The sequence below is a fragment of the Streptomyces sp. NPDC104814 genome, assembly GCF_055583185.1.
In genome coordinates this window covers 285,194-309,372 of the sequence record NZ_JBVJOL010000004.1, presented here as the reverse complement: position 1 = coordinate 309,372, position 24,179 = coordinate 285,194, and the positions used below count along the sequence as shown (strand labels likewise).

Annotated in this window: 18 protein-coding genes; 12 read left to right on the top strand and 6 right to left on the bottom strand. The window is 73.4% G+C overall.

All coding sequences use genetic code 11. The features are described 5' to 3' along the window. The first annotated feature begins 31 nt into the window (after window positions 1-31). The 7 genes from ACZ64A_RS17280 (at window position 32) to ACZ64A_RS17250 (ending at window position 12,554) form a co-directional block, all read left to right on the top strand. Window positions 32-1,513, top strand: a complete 1,482-nt coding sequence (locus ACZ64A_RS17280; RefSeq protein ID WP_469811154.1) for an NCS1 family nucleobase:cation symporter-1 — start codon at window positions 32-34, stop codon at window positions 1,511-1,513. Window positions 1,514-1,557: 44 nt separating this feature from the next. Beyond that, window positions 1,558-2,283, top strand: coding sequence for an aspartate/glutamate racemase family protein (locus tag ACZ64A_RS17275; protein WP_469811153.1), 726 nt, complete (start codon window positions 1,558-1,560; stop codon window positions 2,281-2,283). Window positions 2,284-2,399: 116 nt separating this feature from the next. Beyond that, complete coding sequence (locus ACZ64A_RS17270) at window positions 2,400-3,050, top strand: GntR family transcriptional regulator (protein ID WP_469811152.1); 651 nt, start codon at window positions 2,400-2,402, stop codon at window positions 3,048-3,050. A 139-nt stretch (window positions 3,051-3,189) separates the two neighbouring features. Beyond that, complete coding sequence (locus tag ACZ64A_RS17265) at window positions 3,190-5,889, top strand: MGH1-like glycoside hydrolase domain-containing protein (RefSeq protein ID WP_469811151.1); 2,700 nt, start codon at window positions 3,190-3,192, stop codon at window positions 5,887-5,889. Next, the gene (locus ACZ64A_RS17260) at window positions 5,886-7,385 is read left to right on the top strand and encodes an alpha-amylase (RefSeq protein ID WP_469811150.1); all 1,500 of its coding nucleotides are present in this window, start codon (window positions 5,886-5,888) and stop codon (window positions 7,383-7,385) included. Before ACZ64A_RS17265 ends, ACZ64A_RS17260 begins: the two co-directional genes overlap by 4 nt. Window positions 7,386-7,466: 81 nt before the next feature. Beyond that, complete coding sequence (locus ACZ64A_RS17255; protein WP_469811148.1) at window positions 7,467-9,020, top strand: MFS transporter; 1,554 nt, start codon at window positions 7,467-7,469, stop codon at window positions 9,018-9,020. 159 nt (window positions 9,021-9,179) lie between these two features. Continuing rightward, the gene (locus tag ACZ64A_RS17250; protein ID WP_469811147.1) at window positions 9,180-12,554 is read left to right on the top strand and encodes a pyruvate carboxylase; all 3,375 of its coding nucleotides are present in this window, start codon (window positions 9,180-9,182) and stop codon (window positions 12,552-12,554) included. Between the two features lie 102 nt (window positions 12,555-12,656). Here the strand turns inward: ACZ64A_RS17250 and ACZ64A_RS17245 are convergent, their stop codons facing one another. After that, the gene (locus ACZ64A_RS17245) at window positions 12,657-13,043 is read right to left on the bottom strand and encodes a DUF5997 family protein (RefSeq protein ID WP_469811146.1); all 387 of its coding nucleotides are present in this window, start codon (window positions 13,041-13,043) and stop codon (window positions 12,657-12,659) included. 59 nt (window positions 13,044-13,102) lie between these two features. Here ACZ64A_RS17245 and ACZ64A_RS17240 point away from each other — a divergent pair, with 59 nt between their 5' ends. Beyond that, window positions 13,103-13,891, top strand: a complete 789-nt coding sequence (locus ACZ64A_RS17240; RefSeq protein WP_469811145.1) for a LysR family substrate-binding domain-containing protein — start codon at window positions 13,103-13,105, stop codon at window positions 13,889-13,891. Window positions 13,892-13,992: 101 nt separating this feature from the next. Here ACZ64A_RS17240 and ACZ64A_RS17235 read toward each other — a convergent pair whose 3' ends face one another. Beyond that, a complete protein-coding gene (locus ACZ64A_RS17235) occupies window positions 13,993-14,469 on the bottom strand; it encodes an Lrp/AsnC family transcriptional regulator (protein ID WP_469811144.1) in 477 nt (158 codons plus the stop codon). 263 nt (window positions 14,470-14,732) lie between these two features. Here ACZ64A_RS17235 and ACZ64A_RS17230 point away from each other — a divergent pair, with 263 nt between their 5' ends. Next, complete coding sequence (locus ACZ64A_RS17230; RefSeq protein ID WP_469811143.1) at window positions 14,733-16,229, top strand: FUSC family protein; 1,497 nt, start codon at window positions 14,733-14,735, stop codon at window positions 16,227-16,229. A 157-nt stretch (window positions 16,230-16,386) separates the two neighbouring features. Continuing rightward, on the top strand, window positions 16,387-17,415 hold the full coding sequence (locus ACZ64A_RS17225; protein ID WP_469811141.1) for a lactonase family protein: 1,029 nt from the start codon (window positions 16,387-16,389) through the stop codon (window positions 17,413-17,415). A 153-nt stretch (window positions 17,416-17,568) separates the two neighbouring features. Here ACZ64A_RS17225 and ACZ64A_RS17220 read toward each other — a convergent pair whose 3' ends face one another. The 4 genes from ACZ64A_RS17220 to ACZ64A_RS17205 form a co-directional block, all read right to left on the bottom strand. Further along, window positions 17,569-18,492 carry a sirohydrochlorin chelatase gene (locus ACZ64A_RS17220; protein ID WP_469811139.1) on the bottom strand — a complete coding sequence of 308 codons (924 nt, stop codon included), beginning with the start codon at window positions 18,490-18,492 and terminating at the stop codon, window positions 17,569-17,571. Window positions 18,493-18,644: 152 nt separating this feature from the next. Beyond that, window positions 18,645-19,610 carry an N-acetylglucosamine kinase gene (locus ACZ64A_RS17215; protein ID WP_469811383.1) on the bottom strand — a complete coding sequence of 322 codons (966 nt, stop codon included), beginning with the start codon at window positions 19,608-19,610 and terminating at the stop codon, window positions 18,645-18,647. 113 nt (window positions 19,611-19,723) lie between these two features. Continuing rightward, window positions 19,724-20,401: a uracil-DNA glycosylase gene (locus tag ACZ64A_RS17210; RefSeq protein WP_469811138.1), complete on the bottom strand. Its 678-nt coding sequence runs from the start codon at window positions 20,399-20,401 to the stop codon at window positions 19,724-19,726. Window positions 20,402-20,513: 112 nt separating this feature from the next. After that, window positions 20,514-21,599, bottom strand: coding sequence for a WD40/YVTN/BNR-like repeat-containing protein (locus tag ACZ64A_RS17205; RefSeq protein ID WP_469811137.1), 1,086 nt, complete (start codon window positions 21,597-21,599; stop codon window positions 20,514-20,516). A 269-nt stretch (window positions 21,600-21,868) separates the two neighbouring features. Between ACZ64A_RS17205 and ACZ64A_RS17200 the strand changes: the two genes are divergently transcribed. Further along, window positions 21,869-22,438, top strand: a complete 570-nt coding sequence (locus tag ACZ64A_RS17200; protein ID WP_469811136.1) for an Rv1733c family protein — start codon at window positions 21,869-21,871, stop codon at window positions 22,436-22,438. Window positions 22,439-22,560: 122 nt separating this feature from the next. Beyond that, a complete protein-coding gene (locus ACZ64A_RS17195) occupies window positions 22,561-24,033 on the top strand; it encodes a TerD family protein (RefSeq protein ID WP_469811134.1) in 1,473 nt (490 codons plus the stop codon). The last annotated feature ends 146 nt before the right edge of the window (window positions 24,034-24,179 follow it).

The following is a 24,179-nucleotide window of genomic DNA, read 5'->3' as shown; positions in this document are numbered from 1 at the left end:
AGTTCCCACCCTCCCCCTCCCGGAGTCCCGTATGACCGCGCTGGACAACCGGTCGTCCGTCAAGACCAGCAGCACTCCCAGTCCTGGTCTCTACACGTACGATCTCGCCCCCACGAAGAAGGAAGGGCGCCGCTGGGGCGCCTACAACGTCTTCACCCTGTGGGCCAACGACGTGCACAGCCTCGGCAACTACGCCTTCGCCCTCGGGCTGTTCGCGCTCGGCCTGAACGTGTGGGGCATCCTGGCCGCCTTCGCGCTCGCCTCCCTGCTGCTGTTCCTGCTGCTCACCCTGTCCGGCTTCATGGGGCACAAGACCGGCGTGCCCTTCCCGGTCATGAGCCGCATCGCCTTCGGCATCCACGGCGCGAAGATCCCGGCCGGCGTGCGCGGCCTGGTCGCCATCGCCTGGTTCGGCATCCAGACCTACCTCGCCTCATCCGTACTGAGCACCCTGCTCGTCGCGATGTTCCCCGGCCTCGGCCGGCTGGACCGCGACTCCCTGCTCGGCCAGTCCACCCTCGGCTGGATCACCTTCCTGGCGCTGTGGGGCCTGCAGGTCCTCATCGTCAGCTACGGCATGCAGATGATCCGCCGCTACATGGCGTTCGCCGCCCCCACCACCCTGATCACCATGTGCGCCCTCGCCGCCTGGATGTTCTTCCGCGCCGGCGGATCGATCTCCCTCTCCGACGGCGACCCGCTCACCGGCGGCGCGATGTGGCTCCAGGTGCTGCAGGCCGCCGCACTGTGGGTGGTCATCTACGGCACCTTCGTGCTGAACTTCTGCGACTTCACCCGCTCCGCCCGCAGCCGCGGCGCCATCGTGCGCGGCAACGTCGTCGGCATCCCGGTGAACATGCTCTTCTTCGCCGTGATCGTCTCCGTCCTCAGCGGCGCCCAGTTCAAGCTCGACGGACACGTCGTCAGCAGCCCCACGGACATCGTGCGGACCATCCCCACCATGGCCCTGCTGGCCGTCGCCTCCCTCGCGCTGATCGCCCTGACCGTGGCGGTCAACCTGCTGGCCAACTTCGTCGCACCGATCTACGCCCTGGTCAACCTCTTCCCGCGCAGCCTGAACTTCCGCAAGGCCGGCCTGGTCAGCGCCGTCCTCGGCCTGGTCATCACGCCCTGGAACCTCTACAACAGCCCGATCGTCGTCAACTACTTCCTCGGCGGACTCGGCGCACTCCTCGGCCCCCTCTTCGGCGTCGTCATGGCCGACTACTGGCTGCTGCGCCGCTCACGGGTGAACGTGCCCGACCTGTACACCGAGCACACCGGCGGCGACTACCACTACCGGCGCGGCTACAACCCGCGCGCCGTCGCCGCGTTCGTGCCGAGCGCCGCGATCGCCGTCACCGTGGCCCTGGTGCCCTTCTTCCACGCCGCGGCCGGATTCTCGTGGTTCATCGGCGCGCTCCTCGCCGCCACCGTGTACGCCGTCCTCTCCGACCGGTCCGCCCTCGTCCGGGACGTCGACGGCGAGGCCATCGCCGTCGCCGCCGAGTGAGCCCGGCCCGGCCGAGTCAGCCACGCCACCGAGAAAGCCGACCCATGCGCATCCTCGTCGTCAACGTCAACACCACCCAGTCCCTCACCGACGCCATCGGCCGGACGGCGGCCGCCGCGGCCTCACCAGGCACCGAGATCGTCCCGCTGACCCCGGCGTTCGGCGCGGAGTCCGTCGAGGGCAACTACGAGAGCTACCTCGCCGCCATCGCCGTGATGGAGACCGTGCGCGCCTACCAGGGGCCCTACGACGCCGTCATCCAGGCGGGATACGGCGAGCACGGCCGCGAGGGGCTGCAGGAACTGCTCGACGTACCCGTCGTCGACATCACGGAGGCGGCCGCGAGCACCGCCCAGTTCCTCGGGCGCAGCTACTCCGTCGTCACCACCCTCGACCGCACGGTCCCGCTGATCGAGGAGCGCCTGCACGCGGCCGGGCTGAGCGCGCGCTGCGCCTCCGTGCGGGCCAGCGGGCTCGCCGTGCTGGACCTGGAGGAGGACGAGAAGGCGGCCGTCGACGCCATCGTCGAGCAGGCCGCGTACGCCGTCGCGCACGACCGGGCGGAGGTGATCTGCCTCGGCTGCGGCGGCATGGCCGGCCTCGCCGAGCGCGTCGTCGAACGCACCGGGGTCCCCGTGGTCGACGGGGTGGCGGCGGCCGTCACCGTCGCCGAGTCACTGGTCCGTCTCGGGCTGAGCACGTCGAAGGTGCGCACCTACGCCCGCCCGCGGCCCAAGCTGATCGCCAACTGGCCGCCCCGGGCCTGCTGACCCCCGCTCGCCCCTTCCTCGTCACCGGCTAAGGTCACAGTGGCTTGGTCCCACGCCCCGCCGGCACCCGCACAGCGCCGGCGGGCCGCCGGGGACGTGACGAGAGAAGGACGGCCATGACGGGGTCAGAGGGGTTCACGCCCGAGTCGGAGCGCGTGACCGGGCAGCTGCGGGACGAGATCCTCGACGGGGTGCGCAAGCCGGGCAGCCGGCTGGTCGAGCGTGAGCTCGCCGAATCCCTGGGAGTGAGCAGGCTGCCCGTCCGCGACGCCCTCAAGACGCTCGTCGCCGAGGGCCTGGTCACGCCACGGCCGCGCAGCTGGGCGGTGGTCCGCGAGTTCACCTCGTCCGATCTGGCCGACCTGGACGAGGTGCGCGGCGCGCTGGAGACGCTGGCCTTCCGGCTGGCCGCGCAGCGCCACACCCGCGAGGGACTCCAGCGGCTGCGTGCCGACCTCGACCGTGAACTGCGGGCGGCCCGGGCCGGGGACGCCGTGGGGGCGCGCCGTGCCGCCGCCGACTTCCACCAGACGGTGATCTGGCTGGCCGCCAACGAGCTGCTGAGCGAGCTGGAGCGCGTCATGCGCAGCCGCGTGCGCTGGCTGCTCGGCCAGCACGACGACCTCCTCGGCATCGCGGAGGAACACGAGACCCTCTACCGGGCCATCGCCGACCGCGACGTCAGCCGGGTCGAGTCCCTGGTCCTGAACCACCTGGCCACGAGCCGCGCGGCGGTGCAGGGACACCGCACGGGCGACTCCGGCTGACGCCCGGCGCCGCCGTGCCGCCGTCCTCGCCCGCGCCCCGTGGTCCCGCAGCGTGACCGGTCCGCTCCGCAGTGATTGCGGGGCCGTCCGGGATGCCCGAGTCTGGGGGAGTGCGCCGGGCTCGCGGGAGGACGATGCCATGACCACCGATGTGCCGGACCCCGAACGCCGGCGGCTCGCCGAGGCCGACGCCGGCCAGGTGCCCTGGCGGCGGTGGGGGCCGTACCTGAGTGAACGGCAGTGGGGTACCGTCCGCGAGGACTACAGCGCCGACGGCGACGCCTGGTCGTACTTCACCCACGATCAGGCCCGCTCGCGCGCCTACCGGTGGGGCGAGGACGGCATCGCCGGCATCAGCGACGACAAACAGCGGCTGTGCTTCGCGCTCGCCCTGTGGAACGGCCGCGACCCCATCCTCAAGGAGCGCCTGTTCGGCCTGACCAACGCCGAGGGCAACCACGGCGAGGACGTCAAGGAGTGCTACTACCACCTCGACAACACGCCCACGCACTCCTACATGAAGTACCTCTACAAGTACCCGCAGGGCGCGTTCCCCTACAGCGAGCTCGTCGAGGTGAACCGCGCCCGCGGCCGCGACGAACCCGAGTACGAACTGCTCGACACCGGCGTCTTCGACGAGAACCGCTACTTCGACGTCGTCGTGGAGTACGCCAAGGCCGGCCCCGAGGACCTCCTCGTGGAGATCACCGCGTACAACCGGGGCCCCGACGAGGCCACCGTGCACCTGCTTCCGACGCTGTGGTTCCGCCACACCTGGTCCTGGGCGGGCGGCACGGCCGTACCGGTCCTGCGGCGGACCGGGCACGCGATCCGCGCCGACCACGACGAACTCGGCACCCGGCTGCTCCACCACGACGCCACCGCCGAGACCCTCTTCACCGGCAACGAGACGAACAACCGGCGCGTCTTCGGCAGCCCCGACACCACCCCCTACGTCAAGGACGGCATCGACCGGTACCTCGTCCACGGCGAGAGCGAGGCCGTCGATCCGCGGGGGACCGGCACCAAGGCCGCCGTCCACCACGTCCTGACGGTCCCCGCAGGCGCCGGCGCCACCGTGAGACTCCGTCTGACCGACGCCGAACTCTCCGATCCCTGGCGGGACTTCACCGAGGTCATGGACGCCCGTCGCACCGAGGCCGACGCCTTCTACGCCGCCCTCACCCCCGGCGGCATGGGGGAGGAGGAGCGGCGCGTCGTGCGCCAGGCGCTCGCCGGGATGCTGTGGAGCAAGCAGTACTACTACCTCGACGTGGAACGCTGGCTCGCCGAGCACGGTGTCGACCCGCTCGCCGTGGACCCACGCGTCCGCAACAGCGGTTGGTACCACATGGTCAACGACGCGGTCATGTCGATGCCGGACACCTGGGAGTACCCCTGGTTCGCCGCCTGGGACCTCGCCTTCCACACCCTCGCCCTGGCCATGGTCGACACCCACTTCGCCAAGGACCAGCTGGAGTTGCTGCTGCGCCGCCTGTATCTGCACCCCAACGGCCAGATCCCGGCGTACGAGTGGAACTTCGGCGACGTCAACCCGCCCGTGCACGCCTGGGCCGTCCTCTTCGTCTACGAACTCGACAAGCACCGCACCGGCCGCGGTGATCGTGCCTTCCTGGAGAACGCCTTCCAGAAGCTGATGAAGAACTTCACCTGGTGGCTCAACCGCAAGGACGCCGACGGCAACAACGTCTTCCAGGGCGGCTTCCTGGGCCTCGACAACATCGGTGTCTTCGACCGCAGCGCGCCGCTGCCGACCGGGGGCCACCTGGACCAGGCCGACGGCACCGCGTGGATGGCGCTGTACTGCCAGAACCTGCTGGAGATCGCCATCGAACTCGCCGTCGACAACCCCGTCTACGTCGAGCAGGCGCAGATGCTCTTCGAACACTTCGCGTGGATCGCCGTCGCCATGAACCGCATGGGCCGCGACAACGCCAGTCTCTGGGACGAGGAGGACGGCTTCTTCTACGACGTGCTGCGCATGCCCGACGGCCGCGCGACCCCGCTGAAGGTGCGTTCCCTGGTCGGCCTGATCCCGCTCGCCGCGACCAGTGTCATCGGCGGCCGTGCCGACCGCCGCTTCCCCGAACTCGTCCAGGGAGCCAGGGAGTTCATCGAGCGGCACCCTGCCGTCGAAGCCTTTGTCGACCGGCATGTCACCGCCGAACCCAACGCCGACGGCCGCTACCTGTTCGCCCTCTTCGGCGAGGACAGGCTGCGCCGCATCCTGGCCCGCATGCTCGACGAGGACGAGTTCCTCGGCCCGTACGGCATCCGCTCGTTGTCCCGGTACCACGCCGAACACCCCTACACCTTCGAGGTGCACGGCGTGCGGTACGGCGTCGGCTATCTGCCCGCCGAGTCCGACTCGGGCATGTTCGGCGGCAACTCCAACTGGCGCGGCCCGGTGTGGCTGCCGGTCAACGTCCTGCTCATCCGGGCGCTGCTGAACCTGCACGCCTACCACGGACCCGACTTCACCGTGGAGTGCCCGACCGGCTCCGGCAGACGGCTGAACCTGTACGAGGTCGCCCGGGAGATCTCCGACCGGCTCACCGCCGGCTTCCTGCCCGACGCCGACGGCCACCGCCCGGTCCACGGCACCCAGGCGGTCTACGCCAAGGACCCGCACTTCAAGAACCTCGTCCTCTTCTACGAGTACCTGCACGGCGACACCGGCGCCGGCCTCGGCGCCTCCCACCAGACCGGCTGGACCGGACTGGTCGCGGCCACCGCGACCCTGTTCCGCACCATCGACGCGGACGCCTGGCACCGCGGCGGCCGGGACTCGCTGGCGCCCGAGGAGCCGCTCGCATGACGGTCGTGTACGAGATCAACACCCTTGTGTGGCTGGGCGAGGTGAGCGAGCGGTACGGCCGGCCCGTCACCCTGGGCGACGTGCCCGGCGAGGCATGGGACGCCGTCGCCCGGCCCGGCGTCGACACGGTGTGGCTGATGGGCGTGTGGCAGCGCAGCCCGGCCGGACTCGGCCTCGCCCTGCGCGACGGCGGCCTGCGCCGCGCCTTCCGCGCGGCCCTGCCCGGCCTCACCGAGGAGGACATCGCCGGCTCCCCCTACTGCGTACGCGACTACACCGTGGACGCCCGCCTCGGCGGCCCGGCCGCTCTGGCCGAGGCCCGCGCTCAGCTCGCCGCGCGCGGGCTGAAGCTGCTCCTCGACCACGTCCCCAACCACGTCGCCCCCGACCACCCCTTCACGGCCGACCGCCGCGGCTGCCTGATCCAGGGCACCCCCGACGACCTGGCCGACGCCCCCGACGCCTTCCTCCAGGCCGCCGGACGCGTCTACGCCCGCGGCCGCGACCCCTACTTCCCTCCCTGGCCGGACGTCGTCCAGCTGAACGCGTTCAGCGCCGAGCTGCGGGACGCGGCCGTCGACACGCTGATCGCGATCGGCGACCAGGCGGACGGCGTGCGCTGCGACATGGCGATGCTCATGACCAACGAGGTGTTCGCCCGCACCTGGGGCGAGCGGGCCGGAGCCGTCCCGGCCGAGGACTTCTGGCCGTATGTGATCCCGCGGGTACGCGCCCGGCACCCCGAGATGCTGTTCGTCGCCGAGGCCTACTGGGACATGGAGTACCTCCTCCAGCAGCAGGGCTTCGACCTTGCCTACGACAAGCGGCTCTACGACCGCCTCGTCCACGAGGACGCCGGCGCCGTCCGCGCCCACCTGCGGGCCGGTCTCGCCTATCAGCGCGGCCTCCTGCGCTTCCTGGAGAACCACGACGAGCCCCGCGCCGCCACGGCCCTGCCCGGCGAGCGGGAACGCGCGGCGGCCGTCGCGGTCGCCACCCTGCCCGGGGCGACGCTGTGGCACGAGGGCCAGTTCGAGGGCCGCCGCACGCAGCTGCCCGTCTTCCTCGCCCGCCGCCCCGCCGAGCCGCCCGACGAGGACCTGCGCGCCTTCCACGACCGTCTCCTCCCGGTCGCGGCCACGGTACGCCGGGGCGACTGGCGCCTGCTGGAGACCATCGCCCTGCCCGGCAACGACAGCCACCACGCCCTGCTCGCCTGGAGCTGGACCGCACAGGACGCACGCCACCTGGTCGTCGTCAACCACTCCGACCACCCCGCCCAGGGACGCGTCCGCCTCCCCTGGGACGACCTGCGGGGCACCGGCCACCGGCTGACGGACCTGCTCACCGGACAGTCCTACGACCGCGACGGCGACGAACTGGCCGACGCCGGCCTGTACGTCGACCTGCCCGCCCGGCAGGCGCACGTGCTCGCCGTGCCGTTGCCCGGACCGCCGCCCGGGAACACCCTGCGTACCGCCGGCGTCACCACCTGACGCGCCGCGCCTGATCGAGTGGTGACCCCGCACCGGCGGGCGTAGCGTCGACGTCGGACCCGGCACCCTTGGGGCAGCCCTATGAGCACCAGTCCGCAACCCATCTCCGCGACGCAGCCCGCCACCGACCGGCGGGGCGGCGGCGGGAACGCGATGGCCCTGCTGGTCATCGCCTCCTGCCAGCTGATGGTGGTCCTCGACATCACCATCGTGAACATCGCCCTGCCGCACATCCAGAGCGCGCTGAACTTCTCCACCACCAGCCTCGCCTGGGTGGTCAACGCCTACACCCTCACCTTCGGCGGTCTGCTGCTGCTCGGCGGCCGCACCGGCGACATCCTCGGCAGACGGCGCGTCTTCATGTTCGGCGTCGCCCTCTTCGCCGTCGCCTCCCTGCTCGGCGGCCTCGCCCAGAACCCCGGTGAACTGCTCGCCGCCCGCGCGCTGCAGGGCGTCGGCGGGGCGATCGCCTCCCCGACCGCTCTGTCCCTGGTCAGCACCACCTTCAAGGAGGGACCCGAACGCAACCGGGCCTTCGGCGTGTTCGCCGCGGTCTCCGCGGGCGGCGGCGCGATCGGACTGCTCATGGGCGGCATCCTGGTGGAGTGGCTGAACTGGCGCTGGGTGCTGTTCGTGAACGTGCCCATCGGCGTGCTCATCGTCCTCGCCACGCCCCGCTTCATCCGGGAATCCGAACGCCACCCCGGCAACTTCGACATCGCCGGGGCGCTGACCTCCACCGCGGGCATGGTGCTCCTGGTGTACGGCTTCATCCGGGCCGCGCAGGAGGGCTGGCGGGACGCGCTGACGCTGGCCTCGTTCGCCGCCGCGGTCGTCGTCCTGGCGCTGTTCGTGCTGATCGAGCGGCGCTCCAAGCAGCCCATCACCCCGCTGCACATGTTCGCCGACCGCAACCGGGCCGGCACCTACGGCATCATGCTCTGCCTGGCCGCGGCGATCTTCGGGATGTTCTTCTTCCTCACCCTGTTCGTGCAGGACGTGCTGGGCTTCAGCCCGCTGCGGGCCGGGCTCGCCTTCCTGCCGGTCAGCGCGGTCATCGCGATCGGCGCCGGGCTGGCCTCGCGGTTCCTGCCCCGCTTCGGACCCAAGCCGTTCATGGTGACCGGCGCGGTCCTCGCCGCGGCGGGCCTGGCCTGGCTGACGCTCACCGACGTGCACTCCACCTACGCGGGCAGCATCCTCGGCCCGATGCTCGTCTTCAGCCTGGGCATGGGCATGGAGTTCGTGTCGCTGACCCTGATGGCCCTGTCCAACGTGTCGCCCCGGGAGACGGGCGCCGCCTCCGGGCTGCTGAACGCCACCCAGCAGGTGGGCGGCTCCCTCGGCCTGTCCATCCTGGTCACCACCTTCGGCACGGCCAGCACCAACGAGGCGCAGAAACAGATACCGCGCTTCCTCGCCCAGGCCACCCCGCTGGAGCGGCTGCGCTTCCAGCGCACCGGGTTCCTGCCCAAGCCCTTCTCCGACGAGGTCCTCACCTCGGGCGTGTCCGCCGCCTTCGTCGTCGCCGCGATCTTCACCGCGCTGGCCGCGCTCATCGCCGTCTTCGCCATCCAGGTCCGCGCCTCCGACCTGGAACGGCTGCAGGGCCAGACGGGCATGCCGCCGGGGTAGCCGCTGCGGGACGAACGGGCGTGCCGCCGGGGTGTCTCGCCTTTGCGCGGGATCCCGCATCCTGGGACCGTCGCCTGAATGGTGACCTGCGTCTCATGGCCAGCCGGCACGGTTACCGCGACCATGGGGGGAATCACCCGCAGGCCGAAGGGATCGGGGATGCTCCGCAAGGTACTGGTCGCCAACCGTGGCGAGATCGCGATTCGCGCCTTCCGTGCCGGATACGAGCTCGGCGCGCGCACCGTGGCCGTCTTCCCGCACGAGGACCGCAACTCCCTGCACCGGCTCAAGGCCGACGAAGCCTATGAGATCGGGGAACCCGGGCATCCGGTGCGGGCCTACCTCTCCGTCGACGAGATCATCCGCGCCGCCCGGCTGGCCGGCGCCGACGCCGTCTACCCCGGATACGGCTTCCTGTCCGAGAACCCCGAGCTGGCCCGCGCCTGCGAGGAAGCGGGCATCACCTTCGTCGGCCCCAGCGCCCGGATCCTCGAACTGACCGGCAACAAGGCCCGCGCCGTGGCCGCCGCCCGCGAGGCCGGCGTGCCCGTGCTCGGCTCCTCACAGCCCTCCGACGACGTCGACGAGCTGGTGCGCGCCGCCGAGGACATCGGCTTCCCCATCTTCGTCAAGGCCGTCGCCGGCGGCGGCGGGCGCGGCATGCGCCGCGTCGAGGACCCCGCCCAGCTGCGCGAGGCCATCGAGGCCGCCTCCCGTGAGGCCGCGTCCGCGTTCGGCGACCCGACGGTCTTCCTGGAGCAGGCGGTCGTCGAGCCACGACACATCGAGGTCCAGATCCTCGCCGACGGCGAGGGCAACGTCATCCACCTCTTCGAACGCGACTGCTCGGTGCAGCGCCGCCACCAGAAGGTCATCGAGCTGGCGCCCGCGCCCAACCTGGACCCGGCGCTGCGCGAGCGGATCTGCGACGACGCCGTGAAGTTCGCCCGGCACATCGGCTACCGCAACGCCGGCACCGTGGAGTTCCTCCTCGACCGCCAGGGCCGGCACGTCTTCATCGAGATGAACCCGCGCATCCAGGTCGAGCACACGGTCACCGAGGAGGTCACCGACGTCGACCTCGTCCAGTCCCAGCTGCGCATCGCCGCCGGCCAGACCCTCGCCGACCTCGGCCTGTCCCAGGACACGGTCACCCTGCGCGGGGCCGCCCTGCAGTGCCGTATCACCACCGAGGACCCCGCCAACGGCTTCCGTCCCGACACCGGCCGGATCAGCGCCTACCGCTCGCCCGGCGGCTCCGGCATCCGCCTCGACGGCGGCACCACCCACGCCGGCACGGAGATCAGCGCCCACTTCGACTCCATGCTGGTCAAGCTGACCTGCCGGGGCCGCGACTTCACCACCGCCGTCAACCGGGCCCGGCGCGCGGTCGCCGAGTTCCGCATCCGCGGTGTCGCCACCAACATCCCCTTCCTGCAGGCCGTCCTCGACGATCCGGACTTCCAGAACGGCAACGTCACCACGTCGTTCATCGAGCAGCGCCCGCACCTGCTCACCGCCCGCCACTCCGCCGACCGCGGCACCAAGCTGCTCACCTACCTCGCCGACGTCACCGTGAACAAGCCGCACGGCGAGCGCCCCGAGCTGATCGACCCGGTGACCAAACTGCCCGCGCTGCCCGCCGCCGAGCCGCCCGCCGGCTCCAAGCAGCAGCTCACCGAGCTGGGCCCCGAGGGCTTCGCCCGCCGGCTGCGCGAGTCGCCGACCATCGGCGTCACCGACACCACCTTCCGCGACGCCCACCAGTCCCTGCTCGCGACCCGCGTGCGCACCAAGGACCTCCTCGCCGTCGCCCCCGTCGTCGCCCGCACCCTGCCCGGGCTGCTGTCGCTGGAGTGCTGGGGCGGCGCCACCTACGACGTCGCGCTGCGCTTCCTCGCCGAGGACCCGTGGGAGCGCCTCGCCGCCCTGCGCGAGGCCGTGCCCAACATCTGCCTGCAGATGCTGCTGCGCGGCCGCAACACCGTCGGCTACACCCCGTACCCGACGGAGGTCACCGACGCGTTCGTGCAGGAGGCCGCGGCCACCGGTATCGACATCTTCCGCATCTTCGACGCCCTCAACGACGTCGGCCAGATGCGCCCCGCCATCGAGGCCGTCCGCGAGACCGGCACCGCGGTCGCCGAGGTCGCCCTGTGTTACACCGGCGACCTCGGCAACCCCGCCGAGCAGCTCTACACCCTCGACTACTACCTGCGGCTCGCCGAGCAGATCGTCGACGCCGGCGCGCACGTCCTCGCCGTCAAGGACATGGCGGGCCTGCTGCGTGCCCCGGCCGCGGCGAAGCTCGTCACCGCACTGCGCCGCGAGTTCGACCTCCCGGTCCATCTGCACACCCATGACACCGCGGGCGGACAGCTCGCCACCTACCTCGCCGCGATCCAGGCCGGCGCGGACGCGGTCGACGGGGCGGTGGCCTCCATGGCGGGCACCACCTCGCAGCCGTCGCTGTCGGCGATCGTCGCCGCCACCGACCACTCCGAGCGGCCCACCGGGCTCGACCTGAAGGCGGTCGGCGACCTGGAGCCGTACTGGGAGAGCGTCCGCAAGATCTACGCGCCCTTCGAGGCGGGCCTCGCCTCCCCGACCGGGCGCGTCTACGACCACGAGATCCCCGGCGGCCAGCTGTCCAACCTGCGCACCCAGGCCGTCGCCCTCGGCCTCGGCGACCGCTTCGAGGACATCGAGGCGATGTACGCCGCCGCCGACCGCATCCTGGGCCGCCTGGTCAAGGTCACCCCGTCCTCCAAGGTGGTCGGCGACCTCGCCCTGCACCTGGTCGGCGCCGGGGTGAACCCGAAGGACTTCGAGGAGAGCCCGGACCGCTTCGACATCCCGGACTCGGTGATCGGCTTCCTGCGCGGCGAGCTGGGCACCCCGCCCGGTGGCTGGCCGGAGCCGTTCCGCACCAAGGCCCTGAAGGGCCGCGCGGAGGCCAAGCCGGTGCCGGAGCTGAGCGCCGAGGACCGCGACGGACTGGACAAGGACCGCCGCGCCACCCTCAACCGGCTGCTGTTCCCCGCCCCGACCCGCGAGTTCGAGACGCACCGCCACTCCTACGGCGACACCAGCATCCTCGACAGCAAGGCCTTCTTCTACGGCCTGCGCCCGGGCAAGGAGTACGCCGTCGATCTGGAGCCCGGCGTGCGGCTGCTCATCGGCCTGGAGGCGATCGGCGAGGCCGACGAACGCGGCCTGCGCACCGTGATGTCCACGCTGAACGGCCAGCTGCGGCCGATCCAGGTCCGCGACGTGGCCGCCTCGGCCGACATCCCGGTCACGGAGAAGGCAGACCGTGCCGACCCGGGCCAGGTCGCGGCGCCCTTCGCGGGCGTGGTCACCCTCGCCGTCGCCGAGGGCGACCAGGTGGAGGCGGGCGCCACGGTCGCCACCATCGAGGCGATGAAGATGGAGGCCTCGATCACCGCCGCGAAGACGGGCACCGTGTCCCGGCTGGCGATCAACCGGGTCCAGCAGGTGGAGGGCGGCGACCTGCTCGTCGTGATCGGCTGAGTCCCGCGACGACAACGGCCCCCCGGCACCGCGAAGTGCCGGGGGGCCGACGTCGAGGACGGAGGAGACCGTCGCCCCGGACCGCCGCGCCGGGTCGTGCGGCTACCGCTGCTCGCGCTCCGCGTCCCGCTGCTTCAGGCGGGCCGCCTCCTTGCGCACCTCGGCCTGGGTGGCGCGCTCCTTCACCAGCCACTCGGGCATCTCCTGCCGGAGCGCCTCGATCTGCTCGGTGGTGAGGGCGTCGGTGACTCCGGCGCGGACGAGACCCGCGTTGGACACGCCGAGCTTCGCCGCGACCACGGGACGCGGGTGCGGGCCGGTGCGTCGCAGCTCGCGCAGCCACTCCGGCGGGTTGGCCTGGAGCTCGTCGAGCTCGGCGCGCGAGACGACACCCTCCTGGAACTCCTTGGGGGTGGCGGGGAGGTACACACCCAGCTTCTTCGCCGCGGTGGCCGGCTTCATCGTCTGGGTGTTCGCTTGCGACTTCATGCAGTCCAGACTATCCGCCCGCGCCGAGGCCTCCGACCACAGCCGGTAGCCTTGCGGGCGTGACAGGCTCCGAAGACTCCCCAGCGTTCCGCCTCGCCTACGTCCCGGGGGTGACGCCCGCGAAGTGGGTGCGGGTCTGGAACGAGCGCCTGCCCGACGTGCCCCTCACCCTGCTGCAGGTCACGGCCGCCGAGGCGCCGGTGGTGCTGCGCGAGCAGCGCGCCGACATCGGCCTGCTGCGGCTGCCGGTGGACCGGACGTTCTTCAGCGCGATCCCCCTCTACACGGAGACGACGGTCGTCGTGATCCCCAAGGACCACGTGGCCACCGCGGCCGACGAGGTCACCCTCGGTGATCTCGCCGACGAGGTCGTGCTGCACCCCCTCGACGACGTCCTCGGCTGGGACGGGGCGCCGCCGGGGGAGCCCGCCTTCCAGCGCCCGGAGACCACCGAGGACGCGATCGAGCTGGTCGCGGCCGGCATCGGGGTGCTGTTCGTACCGCAGTCGCTGGCCCGGCTGTACCACCGCAGGGACCTCACCTACCGGCCGGTCACCGACGCGCCGCAGTCGAGCGTCGTCCTGTCCTGGCCGGAGGAGGCCACCACCGACCTGGTCGAGGAGTTCATCGGCATCGTCCGCGGCCGCACGGTGAACAGCACCCGGGGGCGCGGCCGCACCCAGCAGACGCCCGCCAAGGGGGAGCGGGGCAAGGCTGCCGGGGGCGGTGAGCGCAAGAGCGGGGGTGCCGCCCGCAGCGGCGGCTCGCGCACGGCCGGCTCCCGAGGCGGGGCCGCCAGGAGCACCGGCCGGCGCGGCGGCGGAGGCAAGCCCCGCCGCCGCTCGTAGCGACAGCCGGCCGGCACCGCACATACGTCGCCGACCGGGCCGTTCGCAGCATCGCCTCGCCGTCGGCCCGCCGGCCCGTCGGAGCAGCTTCGCGCCGGCGCTCAGGACGTGCTCTGGCGTCCGATCGACTCCACCAGGGGCAGCAGGCGGTGCGGGACGCGTTCCCGCAGGGCGACCTCCGTGCGGGTGCGCACCACGCCGGGCAGGCTGATCACCTTCTGGATCACGTCCTCCAGGTGCGCGTTGTCGCGTGCCACGACCCGGGTCAGCATGTCCCCGCCGCCGGTGATCGAGAACGCCTCCACGATCTCCGGTACGGCCGCCAGGGCGTCGCCCACGTCGTCGAGGTGGCCCTGCGTGACCTCGATGTGCACGAACGCCAGCACCGGGTGGCCCAGCGCGGCGGGGGAGAGGGTCGGGCCGGTGCCGGTGATGACGCCGTCCCGCTCCAGCCGGTCCAGCCGCGCCTGGAGCGTGCCGCGGGCCACGCCGAGGATGCGGGCGTACTCGCGCACGCTCGTGCGCGGCTGCTCGAGCAGCAACCGCAGGATGCGGGTGTCGAGCTCGTCCACGGTCATGGTCCCACCGGTCTTCCAGGTCGTGCGTTGATCACCGCCGACTGTACCAATGGCTCAGCCGAGTGGTCGGCGGGCGGACCGGCAAGGCTGGTCCGTTGGCCCGGCCCCGGCCGAAGCGAGACCACAAAAGCTGGACCGATGGCACAGTGTTCCGGGGATGACTTGAGCCAGCAGCGGCGTTGATGCTCTCATAGGGAGGTCGATGGCGCTGCGGACCTCCGCGGCGCCTTTTTCGTGCGAGTGTGCCAAGGGGGCGGTAAGCAGTGCTGAAGCGGGTGTTCGTGGCTCCTGACCCGGGACGGGTACGGCTGCGCTTCGCGGCGCGGGCCGTGCTCGGGATCGGGCTGGCCGTCGTCGTGTGCGCTCTGGCCGGACACTCCCTCCCCGGCGCCGTCACCGGCGGCCTCGCCGCGCTGCTCGCCCTCTTCACCGTCTCCGACGCCACCGTGCGCGGCCAGGCCGTCACCACGGCCCTGCTGCCGGTCGCCGGGCTGCCGGTGCTCGCGGCCGCGGCCCTGCTGCACGACCTGCCCGTCCTGCGCGACGTCGTCTTCCTCGCCGTCGTCGGCGCGGGCGTGTACGCGCGCCGGTGGGGGCCGCGCGGGCACAGCCTCGGCGTGTTCGCGTTCATGATGTTCTTCATCGCGCAGTTCCTGCACGCCGGCCCCGGCCGGCTCCCCGAACTGTTCGTGGCGCTGCTGCTGTCCGTGGCGTCCGCGGCCGCGGTGCGCTTCGGGCTGTGGTGCTACGAACGCCGGCTGCCCCCGGTCGCCGCGCCCGCTCCGCCCGGCGGTGGCGGACTGGCCCGGGTGACCACCCGGCAGGCAGTCCAGGCGTTCACCGGCGCCGGCTTCGCCCTGGTGGTCGGCCAGCTGGTCAGCGGACAGCGCTGGTACTGGGCCGTCGGCGCCACCTGGTGGGTCTTCGTCAACACCACCTCGCGCGGCGAGACCCTGGTGCGCGGTTTCCGCCGGGTGCTCGGCACCGTCATCGGCATCGGGCTCGGCCTGCTCGTCGCCGTGCCCGTGCACGGCGCGCCCGTCCCCACGGCCGTCCTCGTCGCCGTGTGCGTCTTCGGCATCTTCTACTCGGCGGCCGTCTCGTACACCTGGATGATGCTCTGCGTGACGCTGCTGGCCGAGCTCCTCTACGGCCTCCTCGGCGTCCTCACCCCCGGGCTGCTGGCGTTGCGGCTGACGGAGACCGCCGTGGGGGCGCTCGGTGCCGTGCTCGCCGTGGTCTTCGTGCTGCCGGTCACCACGCACGCCGTCACCGACGCGTGGATCCAGCGCGCCCTGCGCTGCGTGCACGCGTGCACCGCCGAGGCCGCGGCGCGCCTCGCCGGCACGTCCGGCGCCGACCCGGCGCCGCGGGTGGCCGAGCTGGAGCAGCTGCTCGGCCGGGTCCGGCTCGCCATCGCACCGCTGGTGCACCCGCTGAACCCGATGCGCGGCCGCAAGCGGCGCGCCCGGACCGTCCTCGCCCTGCTCGACGACTGCGCCCGTGAGATCCGCGGCCTGGTCGCCGTCGCCGCCGACCCCGAGGCCTCCCACGACGCCCGCCTGGCCGCCGCGTGCTGGCGGGTGCAGGCCGCGGTGGAGGCACTGACCGAGGGCGAGACCCGCGAACTCGCGGTCTCGGCCCACCCGCCGGCCACCGAACCGGCCGCCCTCGCCCACCTGCACGGCCTGGAACGCGCCCTGGCCGAACTGGCCACCCCGCTGCGGGCCCCGTCGGGCTCACCCCTGGTGGGGGCCTGAGGGCTCACCAGACCGGAGCCCCGGGAACCGGGTGCCGCCTGCCCGGCCCCCGACGCCCTCCGCCGCTCCTCTCCCGGGATCTGGCCGTGTTTGGTCTAGACCGGGCCTGTCTCCTGCTAGCGTCGCACCCGGTAGCGGCTGACGAGAGGGGACAGCGGTGGCGAACAGCGGGCGGCGGGCGTTCATCGGGTCGTTCACGGCGGCCGGCGGCCCCGGCATCCTCACGGCGGCCGTCGCGCCCGACAGCGGCGCGCTCACGGTCCTGAGCGCCGTCGACGGTCTGTCCGACCCCTCCTACCTGGCCCTGTCGCCCGACCGCCGCACGCTGTACGCGGTCAGCGAGACCTCCGAGGGCGGTGTCGCCGCGTTCCGCGTGGACGGCGACAAACCCGAGCCGGCCGGCCCCCGTGTCGCGGTCGGCGGCGGCCCCACGCACCTCGGCCTGTACGACGGCCACGTCCTGACCGCCGACTACGGCTCCGGCAGCGTCACCGCCGTCCCCGTGCGCGCCGACGGGGCCCTCGCGCCCGCCGCCTCCGGTGTGCTGCGGCACACCGGCTCCGGGCCGCACAGCAAGCGCCAGCAGGGCCCCCACGCCCACCAGGTACAGCCCGACCCGAGCGGCCGCTGGGCGGTCAGTGTCGACCTCGGCACGGACTCGGTGCGGGTGTGCACCCTGGTGGACGGCAGCCCGGCCGTGCACCGGGAGTTCGCGCTGCGGCCCGGCTCCGGCCCGCGCCACCTGGCGTTCCACCCGTCCGGCGGATACGCCTACGTCGTCAACGAACTGACGCCCACCGTCACCGTCTGCCGCTGGGACGCCGCCGGCGGTGCCCTCACCCCGCTCGCCGAGACGCCCGTGCTGGCACACGCCCCGGCCGGTGACGCCTACCCCTCCGGGATCGTCGCCTCGCCCGACGGCCGCTTCCTGTGGATCGCCACCCGTGGCGAGGACGTGCTGTCCGTCTTCGCCGTGGAGGGCGGCGGCGAGGCGCTGCGGCTCGTCGGGACCGTGCCGTGCGGCGGTCACTGGCCGCGGGCGCTCACCGAGGCCGACGGTGTCCTGTACGTCGCCAACGAGCGCTCCGGCGACGTGACCTGGTTCGCGGTGCAGCCGTCCACCGGGCTGCCCCGGCGCGGCGGCTCCATCGCGGTCCCGGCGGCGTCCTGCGTGGTCCTCGCCTGACCGCGCCGTCTGCTCACCGGGCCGTCTGCTCGCCGGGCCGTATGCCGAAGGGCCCGCTGCCTCGTGGGGAGCGGGCCCTTCGGCCTGTGTCCGGGTGTCTTCCGGGGTGGTGTCCGTCCGGGGTGGTGTCTGCGCGGGGTGGTGCCGTACGGGTCAGAGGACCGGGGCGCCCTGAGCCTGCTGCGGGGCGATGCCCAGTGCCGTCGTGTACTTGGCCAGCGCCAGCTTGCCGATCGCCGGGTACGGGCCGAGCGCCTCGGCCGCCGGGCAGCCCGCCTCCGCGGCCGCGCCCTCGACCAGCGAGGCGTCGATCTCCGGGCCGATCAGGTACGGCGCGAGGGCCAGCTGCTGGGAGCCGGAGGACCGCAGCTGCTCGGCGACGTTCGCGATGGAACCCTCCTGGTCGAGGGCGGCCGCCATCACCGGCACGGCGAGGCGCGCGGCGAGCAGCATGCCCGTGATCCCGGCCGCCTGCACGGCCTCCTCGCCGCCCACGGCCGCGAGGATGATGCCGTCCGCGGCCGTGGCCACGGTGAACAGGCGGGCGCGGTCCGCGCGGGCCAGACCGGCCTCCGACAGGCGCACGTGCAGCGCCTCCGCGAGCAGCGGGTGCGGGCCGAGGACGTCGGTCAGCTCGGCGGCGACCCGGCTGTCCATCAGGGCCTGGCGGATCCGGCGCAGCAGCGCGTTGTCCGGACCGGCCAGCAGCGGCACGACGACCGCGACCGGGCCCTCGGGCTCCTTGACCTCGAGACCCGCGGCAAGGGCCTGCTCGTAGCGGGCGGTGCGCTCCTCCGCGGCGTGCACGAGCACCGACTGCAGCGTCGGGAACTCCGTGTCGTCCCCGTCCACGAACCCGATCCGCGCGTCCAGGCCGGGCAGCTCGGAGCGCGCGATGCTCACGACCTCCTCGGCGAGGCTGCGCGTGGCGGTGCCGGTCGTGCCCGGAACCGCGAGGACGAGCGCGGGCGCGCCCTCGGGAGCCGCCAGGGGCTCGGGTCGGCGGTGCCGCCCGGGCTGGCGGGGGCGCGGCATTCGTACAGGCAGGCCGGACGCGGGCCCAGTGGGGGAGCTCATGGCGCCGCATGTTACTGGTTTCCTGGGCTCCCCTGTTCGGGGAGGGTGCAGGTGAGCGGTATCCGTCCGGATTTGTCTGATGAGTTACGTACGCTTTGGAAGCGATCGGCGTCTGTTCCGGGCGACTTGTCCTGTGCGGGCGGATTGCCGGGTCATGTCCCCGCCGTCTCCACCACGTGCAGCATCGTGCCGTCGGCGGGCAGGGTCAGGGCGTCCGTGGCGAGAGCGGTGGCGACCCGGACCGCGCCGTGCAGGGGGTCGCCCTCGGCGGGCACCCGGCGCGCGTGCGGCAGCCGTGCGGCCAGTTCCTCCTCCAGGGGGACGAGCAGCGGCTCGCCCGTTCTGAACAGGCCACCCGTGAGAGCCACGCAGGGTTCCCCCGACGGGGGGCACACGGCGGCCGCCGAGTCCGCGATGTGCCGGGCCGCCTCGCGCAGGACGGCCACGGCCACCGGGTCGCCATCGGCCGCGCACGCCGCCACCTGCGGCGCGAACGAGGCCAGGACGGCGGGGCGGTCGGGGCGCGGATACAGCGCGCCGGGCAACCCGGTGACCGGGCCGAACGTCTTCTCGGCGCAGGCCAGCAGCGCCGACGAGCCGCCGGGCCGGCCGTCGTGGGCGCGCAGCGCGGCCTCCAGGCCGGCCCGCCCGATCCACGCGCCGGAACCGCAGTCGCCGAGCAGATGGCCCCAGCCGTCGGCCCGCCGCCAGCCGGTCAGATCCGTGCCGACGGCGATCAGACCCGTACCGGCCGCGATCACCGCGCCGGGGCGCGCACCCAGAGCGCCGGTGTACGCCGTGACGGCGTCCGCGGCCAGCGCCAGCCGCCGGACCCCCAGCTCCCGCCGCAGCGCCCCGGGCAGTTCGGCGCGCAACGCCTCACCGAGGGTGGCCAGCCCCGCCGCCCCGACGGTCGCCGCGACCGGCGCCGGCAGCCCGGTCTCGGTGAGCAACGCCCGGGTCAGCGGCAGCACTTGCGCCAGCAGATGATCCGCGTCGATACCCCGCTCACCGGTGCGCACCGGCTCCCGTGAGGCCCGCTGCCCCAGCACGCCCCGCGCGAGAGTCCCGACGGCCACGCGCAGCCCGGAACCTCCGGAGTCGACGGCGAGCACCACCGGATCGGCCCCGCCGGCGAGCGGCGCGGCGTGGTCCAGGCGCTCGCGTCCCACCCCGTCGGCGACTGCGTACCCGGCTGCGGAGGAAGCGGGGGGCGAGGCGTCGGCCGGGGTCACGGCAGGCGCCAGTCCACCGGCTGGCCGCCCTGGCGGATCAGCAGGTCGTTGGCCCGGCTGAACGGACGGGAGCCGAAGAAGCCGCGGTCGGCGGACATCGGGGAGGGGTGCGCCGACTCGACGCTCGGCAGGTCACCGAGCAAGGGACGCAGATTGCGCGCGTCGCGACCCCACAGGATCGACACCAGCGGCTTGCCCCGGGCGGCCAGCGCCCGGATCGCCTGCTCGGTCACCTCCTCCCAGCCCTTGCCGCGGTGCGCCGCGGGCTTGCGCGGGGCCGTGGTCAGCGCCCTGTTCAGCAGCAGCACCCCCTGCTGAGTCCACGGGGTCAGATCACCGTTGGACGGGGCCGGCAGCCCCAGGTCGGCCTGCAGCTCGCGGTAGATGTTGATGAGGCTGCCGGGCAGCGGCCGTACGTCCGGCGCGACCGAGAACGACAGGCCCACCGCATGTCCCGGCGTCGGATAGGGATCCTGCCCGACGATCAGGACGCGGACCTCGTCGAACGGCTGCTGGAACGCCCGTAGGACGTTGGCGCCCGCCGGGAGATAGGTGCGCCCCGCGGCGATCTCCGCGCGGAGGAAGTCCCCCATCGCGGCGATCCGCCCGGCCACGGGTTCCAGGGCCTTCGCCCAGCCTGCTTCGACGATTTCATGCAACGGTCGTGGTGCCACGGGCGTCACCCTACTGCCGTACACAAGGTGACGATCAACCGGTGGCCAACACCCGCCTGCCACACCGTGTTCACTGTGTTCCCCCCTCGGTCCCCCGTTCCCCCCATGGACCTCATCCGATCACGGCCGCCCGCACACACAGCACGTCCGGCAGATGCGAAGCCAACTGCCGCCAGCTGTCGCCGTCGTCGGCCGAGGCGAACACCTCGCCGTTGCGGTTGCCGAAGTAGACACCCGCCGGGTCGGCGTCGTCGGTGCACAGCGCGTCCCGCAGCACCGTGCCGTAGTGGTCCTCCTGCGGCAGGCCCGCCGTGAGCGGCTCCCAGCTCTTGCCCGCGTCCGCCGTGCGGTAGACACGGCAGCGCCGGCCGGCCGGCACCCGGTCGGCGTCGGCGTTGATCGGGAACACGTACGCCGTGTCTCCGCGGTGCGGATGCGCGGCCACGGCGAACCCGAACGTCGACGGCAACCCCTCGCCGATGTCCGCCCAGTGGGCGCCCGCGTCGTCGCTGCGGTACACCCCCCAGTGGTTCTGCAGGTACAGCCGGTCCGGATTGCCCGCGTCCCGCGTCACCTTGTGCACGCACTGGCCGAACTCCGGGTTGGGGTCCGGCAGGAACACCGCGGAGACACCGGAGTTGGACGGGGACCAGCTGGCGCCGCCGTCGGTGGTGCGGAACACGCCGGCCGTGGACACGGCCACCGTCACGGCGCGTGCGTCCCGCCGGTCGGTGAGCACCGTGTGCAGCCCCTCACCGCCGCCGCCCGGCACCCACTTCGACCGCGTGGGGTGCTCCCACAGCGGGCGGACCAGCTCGAAGGTCTCCCCGCGGTCCTCCGAGCGGTACAGCGCCGCCGGCTCCGTCCCCGCGTACACCACGTCGTCCTCGGCCGCCGCCGGGTGCAGCTGCCACACGCGCTCCAGCGAAGCGCCCGTGTCCTTGGGGAACTTGACCGCCGGCGTGGACGGCTCCTTCCAGGTGCGGCCCAGGTCGTCGGAGTGGAACACCGACGGCCCCCAGTGCGCGCTGTCGCCGCCGGCCAGCAGCCGCGGAGTGCCGCCGCGCGTGTCGATCGCGACCGAGTACACGGCCTGTGCGTTGAAGTACGGACTCTCGTCGAATTCCCAGCCGCCGTCCCGCCCGCGCCCGATGAACAGGCCTTTGCGGGTCCCCACGGCCAGTAGCACCTCGGTCATGCCGAACACCTCCGCGACGTCTTTGTCCCAGACATCGGCCAGTGTGCACCCCACCACTGACAGCGGCCTCTCCGGACGGTGTCGCCGCAGGTCAGGGCGGCGATTGTGGCAGACGTGGGCGGTGCGTGGGGGCGTTTTCCCGACAACGCGTGCGGGTCGTGGACGACCGTGGGACCGTCGAAGCGCAGGGCTCGTCCTGAGCACCGGGCGGCCGTCCGCCGTACTGGAGGGCGCCGGGGATGCTCGCGCTGATGAGGAGGGTGCCGTCGATGGCGGTCCGTGGTCCCGAGGTCCGGCTGTGGCGCTGGCGGCGCAATCCGCTCAGGCGCCGCGCCGACAAGGTGGAGGCCTGGGTGGTGCTCGCGGTGTGGACGTGCACCGTCGTGGCCGGAGTGCTCGCCGGGCTCGGCGCCTCCCGGTCGGTCGAGCAGGGACTGGCCCGCGAGCGTGCCGAATGGCGTCCCGTCGTCGCCCGCCTCACCCAGCGCGCGCCCACGTCCGGCACCGGCGGAGATCACGTGTGGGCGGACGTGTCCTGGCGGGCGGCGGACGGCTCCGCGCACACCGGTCTGGTCCGGGTACGGCCGGGCAGCGCGTCAGGTGGCCAGGTGACGGTGTGGACCGACCCGCGAGGCCGCCTCGTCTCCCGGCCCGCCACCGCCGGGCAGGCCCACCTGCGGTCCGCCCTGCTCGGTGCGCTGGCCGGCGTGAGCACGGCGGTCGTCCCCTTCGTCGCGGGCCGCGCCCTGCGCAGCCGGCTCGAGCAGCGCCGACTGGACCAGTGGGAGGCGGAGTGGGCCCGCTTCGGCCCGCTGTGGGGGAGGGGCAGGACGGGCTGACGTCCGGTCGGACCTGCTCACGCCCGCCCCTCGGGACCGGCCCGCTGTCGGTGCCGTATGGCATGATCCGCTGTCAGTCCCCCCGTGCGGCGACTGCCCCGGGGGCTGATCAGGGGGGTCAGATGATCAAGGGAGCCAATGCCTTCGTGCCGTCCGTGCCGCTGCGGATCGCCGTGCGCGGCGCGGTGGACGCCGCGGCCCTGCTGCTGACGGAGGACGGCACGGTCCGGGGGGACCTGGACGTCGTCTTCCACGGCGCCCCGGAGCATCCGTCGGGTGCGGTGCGGCTCGCGGCGCACGAGGACGGCACGGCCCGGCTCGAGGTGGGCCTGACGTCGCTGGAGGACGGGATCGCCCGGGTCCTCGTGGTCGCGGCGACGGAGAGCGGCGCGATGCGCGACGTGGCGGGCCTGTCGGTGGAGGCGTTCGCACCCGACGGCACGTCCGTCGCCCGGTACGACGTGACCGACGCCGGCGCGGAGACGGCCATGGTGCTCGCGGAACTGTACCGGCGGGCGGGCGGCTGGAAGTTCCGCGCGGTGGGCCAGGGCTACCTGGACGGCCTCGCGGCCCTGGCGTCGGCCCACGGCCTGGCGGTGGCCGAGGGCGGCCCGGCGGTGACCGAGGGCGGCCCGGCGGTGACCGAGGGCGGCCGGGCGGAAGACGGCGCGGCCGACACCGGCCCCGCGGAACCCGGCCTGGGCGTGGGGGGCATGGCCGACGCCGGCCCGGCTCCGGGGGGCGATCGCGAGCCGACACCGCCGGCGGACGCCCCGCGGACCGCGCCGTCCGCACCGGAACCGTTGTCCGTGCCGACGGCGCCCACCGTCACCCTCGCCGCCCAGGCCCCCGCCCCCGCGCCTGTGCCCGCCCCGGTCGCCGTGCATCCGCCGGCCTGGACCTTCGGCCCCGTCTTCGAGCCGTACGCGCGGACCGGCCGGGACAACGACGTGATCGGCGTCGACGGGCTGCCGCCCGGGCCGGTCGTGGTGGAACTCGCCGTCGCCGGCGACGGATACACCGGACTGTGGGTCCTCGACGGACGCAACAAGGACAAGGACAACCTCGTCAACAGCACCGAGGACGACTTCCGCGGACGGCTGCTCACCCAGGTCGCCGGCAACGGGCGCCTGCGCCTGCGGTTGCAGGCGGAGGGGCCCTGGCAGGTGCGGGTGCTGCCGCTCGCCCAGGCCCGGTCGCTGACGGAGGAGTGGATGGACGGCGGGGGCCCCGAGGTGCTGCTGCACACGGGCGGTACGGCGGACCTGTCGATCCACTACCGGGGCGACGACAACCTCATCGTCCACCTCTACGAACTGGCCGGCCACGACGAGCCCACCGCCCTCCCCAAGAAGCGCAACGTCGTCAACGAGATCGGCCGGCGGCGGGAGACCGTGCCGCTGCCCGAGGGCCCGCTCGTCGTGGAAGTGGAGATGGCGGACGGTCCGTGGCGGGCCCGGCTGAAGGACCTGGAGCCCTCCACCGGGCCGCTGGAGCCCGCGCTGGTCTCCTGGGCGGACGGCGGCCCGGCCAGGAAGGAAGCGCCCAGCGGGGTCCGCAAGGTGCAGAGCTGGCTGCGGCGGAACAGATGGTGACCACGGCACGCGCTCGCTGAGCTGCCGTCGAGCCTGACGCTCGCCGCGCTGCCCTGCGCGCCGCGCTGCCCTGCGCGCCGCGCCGCCCTGCACGGCGCCCCGCCCCTCGCGGTCACGCCCCGCGCTCGGCGCCGCCCCCGCCGCCA

Excerpts from the sequence above, each read along its gene's own strand:
- ACZ64A_RS17235 (WP_469811144.1), bottom strand. The coding sequence starts at position 14,469 with ATGACCGTGGACGAGCTCGACACCCGCATCCTGCGGTTGCTGCTCGAG.
- ACZ64A_RS17270 (WP_469811152.1), top strand. The coding sequence starts at position 2,400 with ATGACGGGGTCAGAGGGGTTCACGCCCGAGTCGGAGCGCGTGACCGGG.
- ACZ64A_RS17245 (WP_469811146.1), bottom strand. The coding sequence starts at position 13,043 with ATGAAGTCGCAAGCGAACACCCAGACGATGAAGCCGGCCACCGCGGCG.
- ACZ64A_RS17255 (WP_469811148.1), top strand. The coding sequence starts at position 7,467 with ATGAGCACCAGTCCGCAACCCATCTCCGCGACGCAGCCCGCCACCGAC.
- ACZ64A_RS17265 (WP_469811151.1), top strand. The coding sequence starts at position 3,190 with ATGACCACCGATGTGCCGGACCCCGAACGCCGGCGGCTCGCCGAGGCC.
- ACZ64A_RS17250 (WP_469811147.1), top strand. The coding sequence starts at position 9,180 with ATGCTCCGCAAGGTACTGGTCGCCAACCGTGGCGAGATCGCGATTCGC.
- ACZ64A_RS17260 (WP_469811150.1), top strand. The coding sequence starts at position 5,886 with ATGACGGTCGTGTACGAGATCAACACCCTTGTGTGGCTGGGCGAGGTG.
- ACZ64A_RS17275 (WP_469811153.1), top strand. The coding sequence starts at position 1,558 with ATGCGCATCCTCGTCGTCAACGTCAACACCACCCAGTCCCTCACCGAC.
- ACZ64A_RS17205 (WP_469811137.1), bottom strand. The coding sequence starts at position 21,599 with ATGACCGAGGTGCTACTGGCCGTGGGGACCCGCAAAGGCCTGTTCATC.
- ACZ64A_RS17280 (WP_469811154.1), top strand. The coding sequence starts at position 32 with ATGACCGCGCTGGACAACCGGTCGTCCGTCAAGACCAGCAGCACTCCC.
- ACZ64A_RS17220 (WP_469811139.1), bottom strand. The coding sequence starts at position 18,492 with ATGAGCTCCCCCACTGGGCCCGCGTCCGGCCTGCCTGTACGAATGCCG.
- ACZ64A_RS17195 (WP_469811134.1), top strand. The coding sequence starts at position 22,561 with ATGATCAAGGGAGCCAATGCCTTCGTGCCGTCCGTGCCGCTGCGGATC.
- ACZ64A_RS17200 (WP_469811136.1), top strand. The coding sequence starts at position 21,869 with ATGGCGGTCCGTGGTCCCGAGGTCCGGCTGTGGCGCTGGCGGCGCAAT.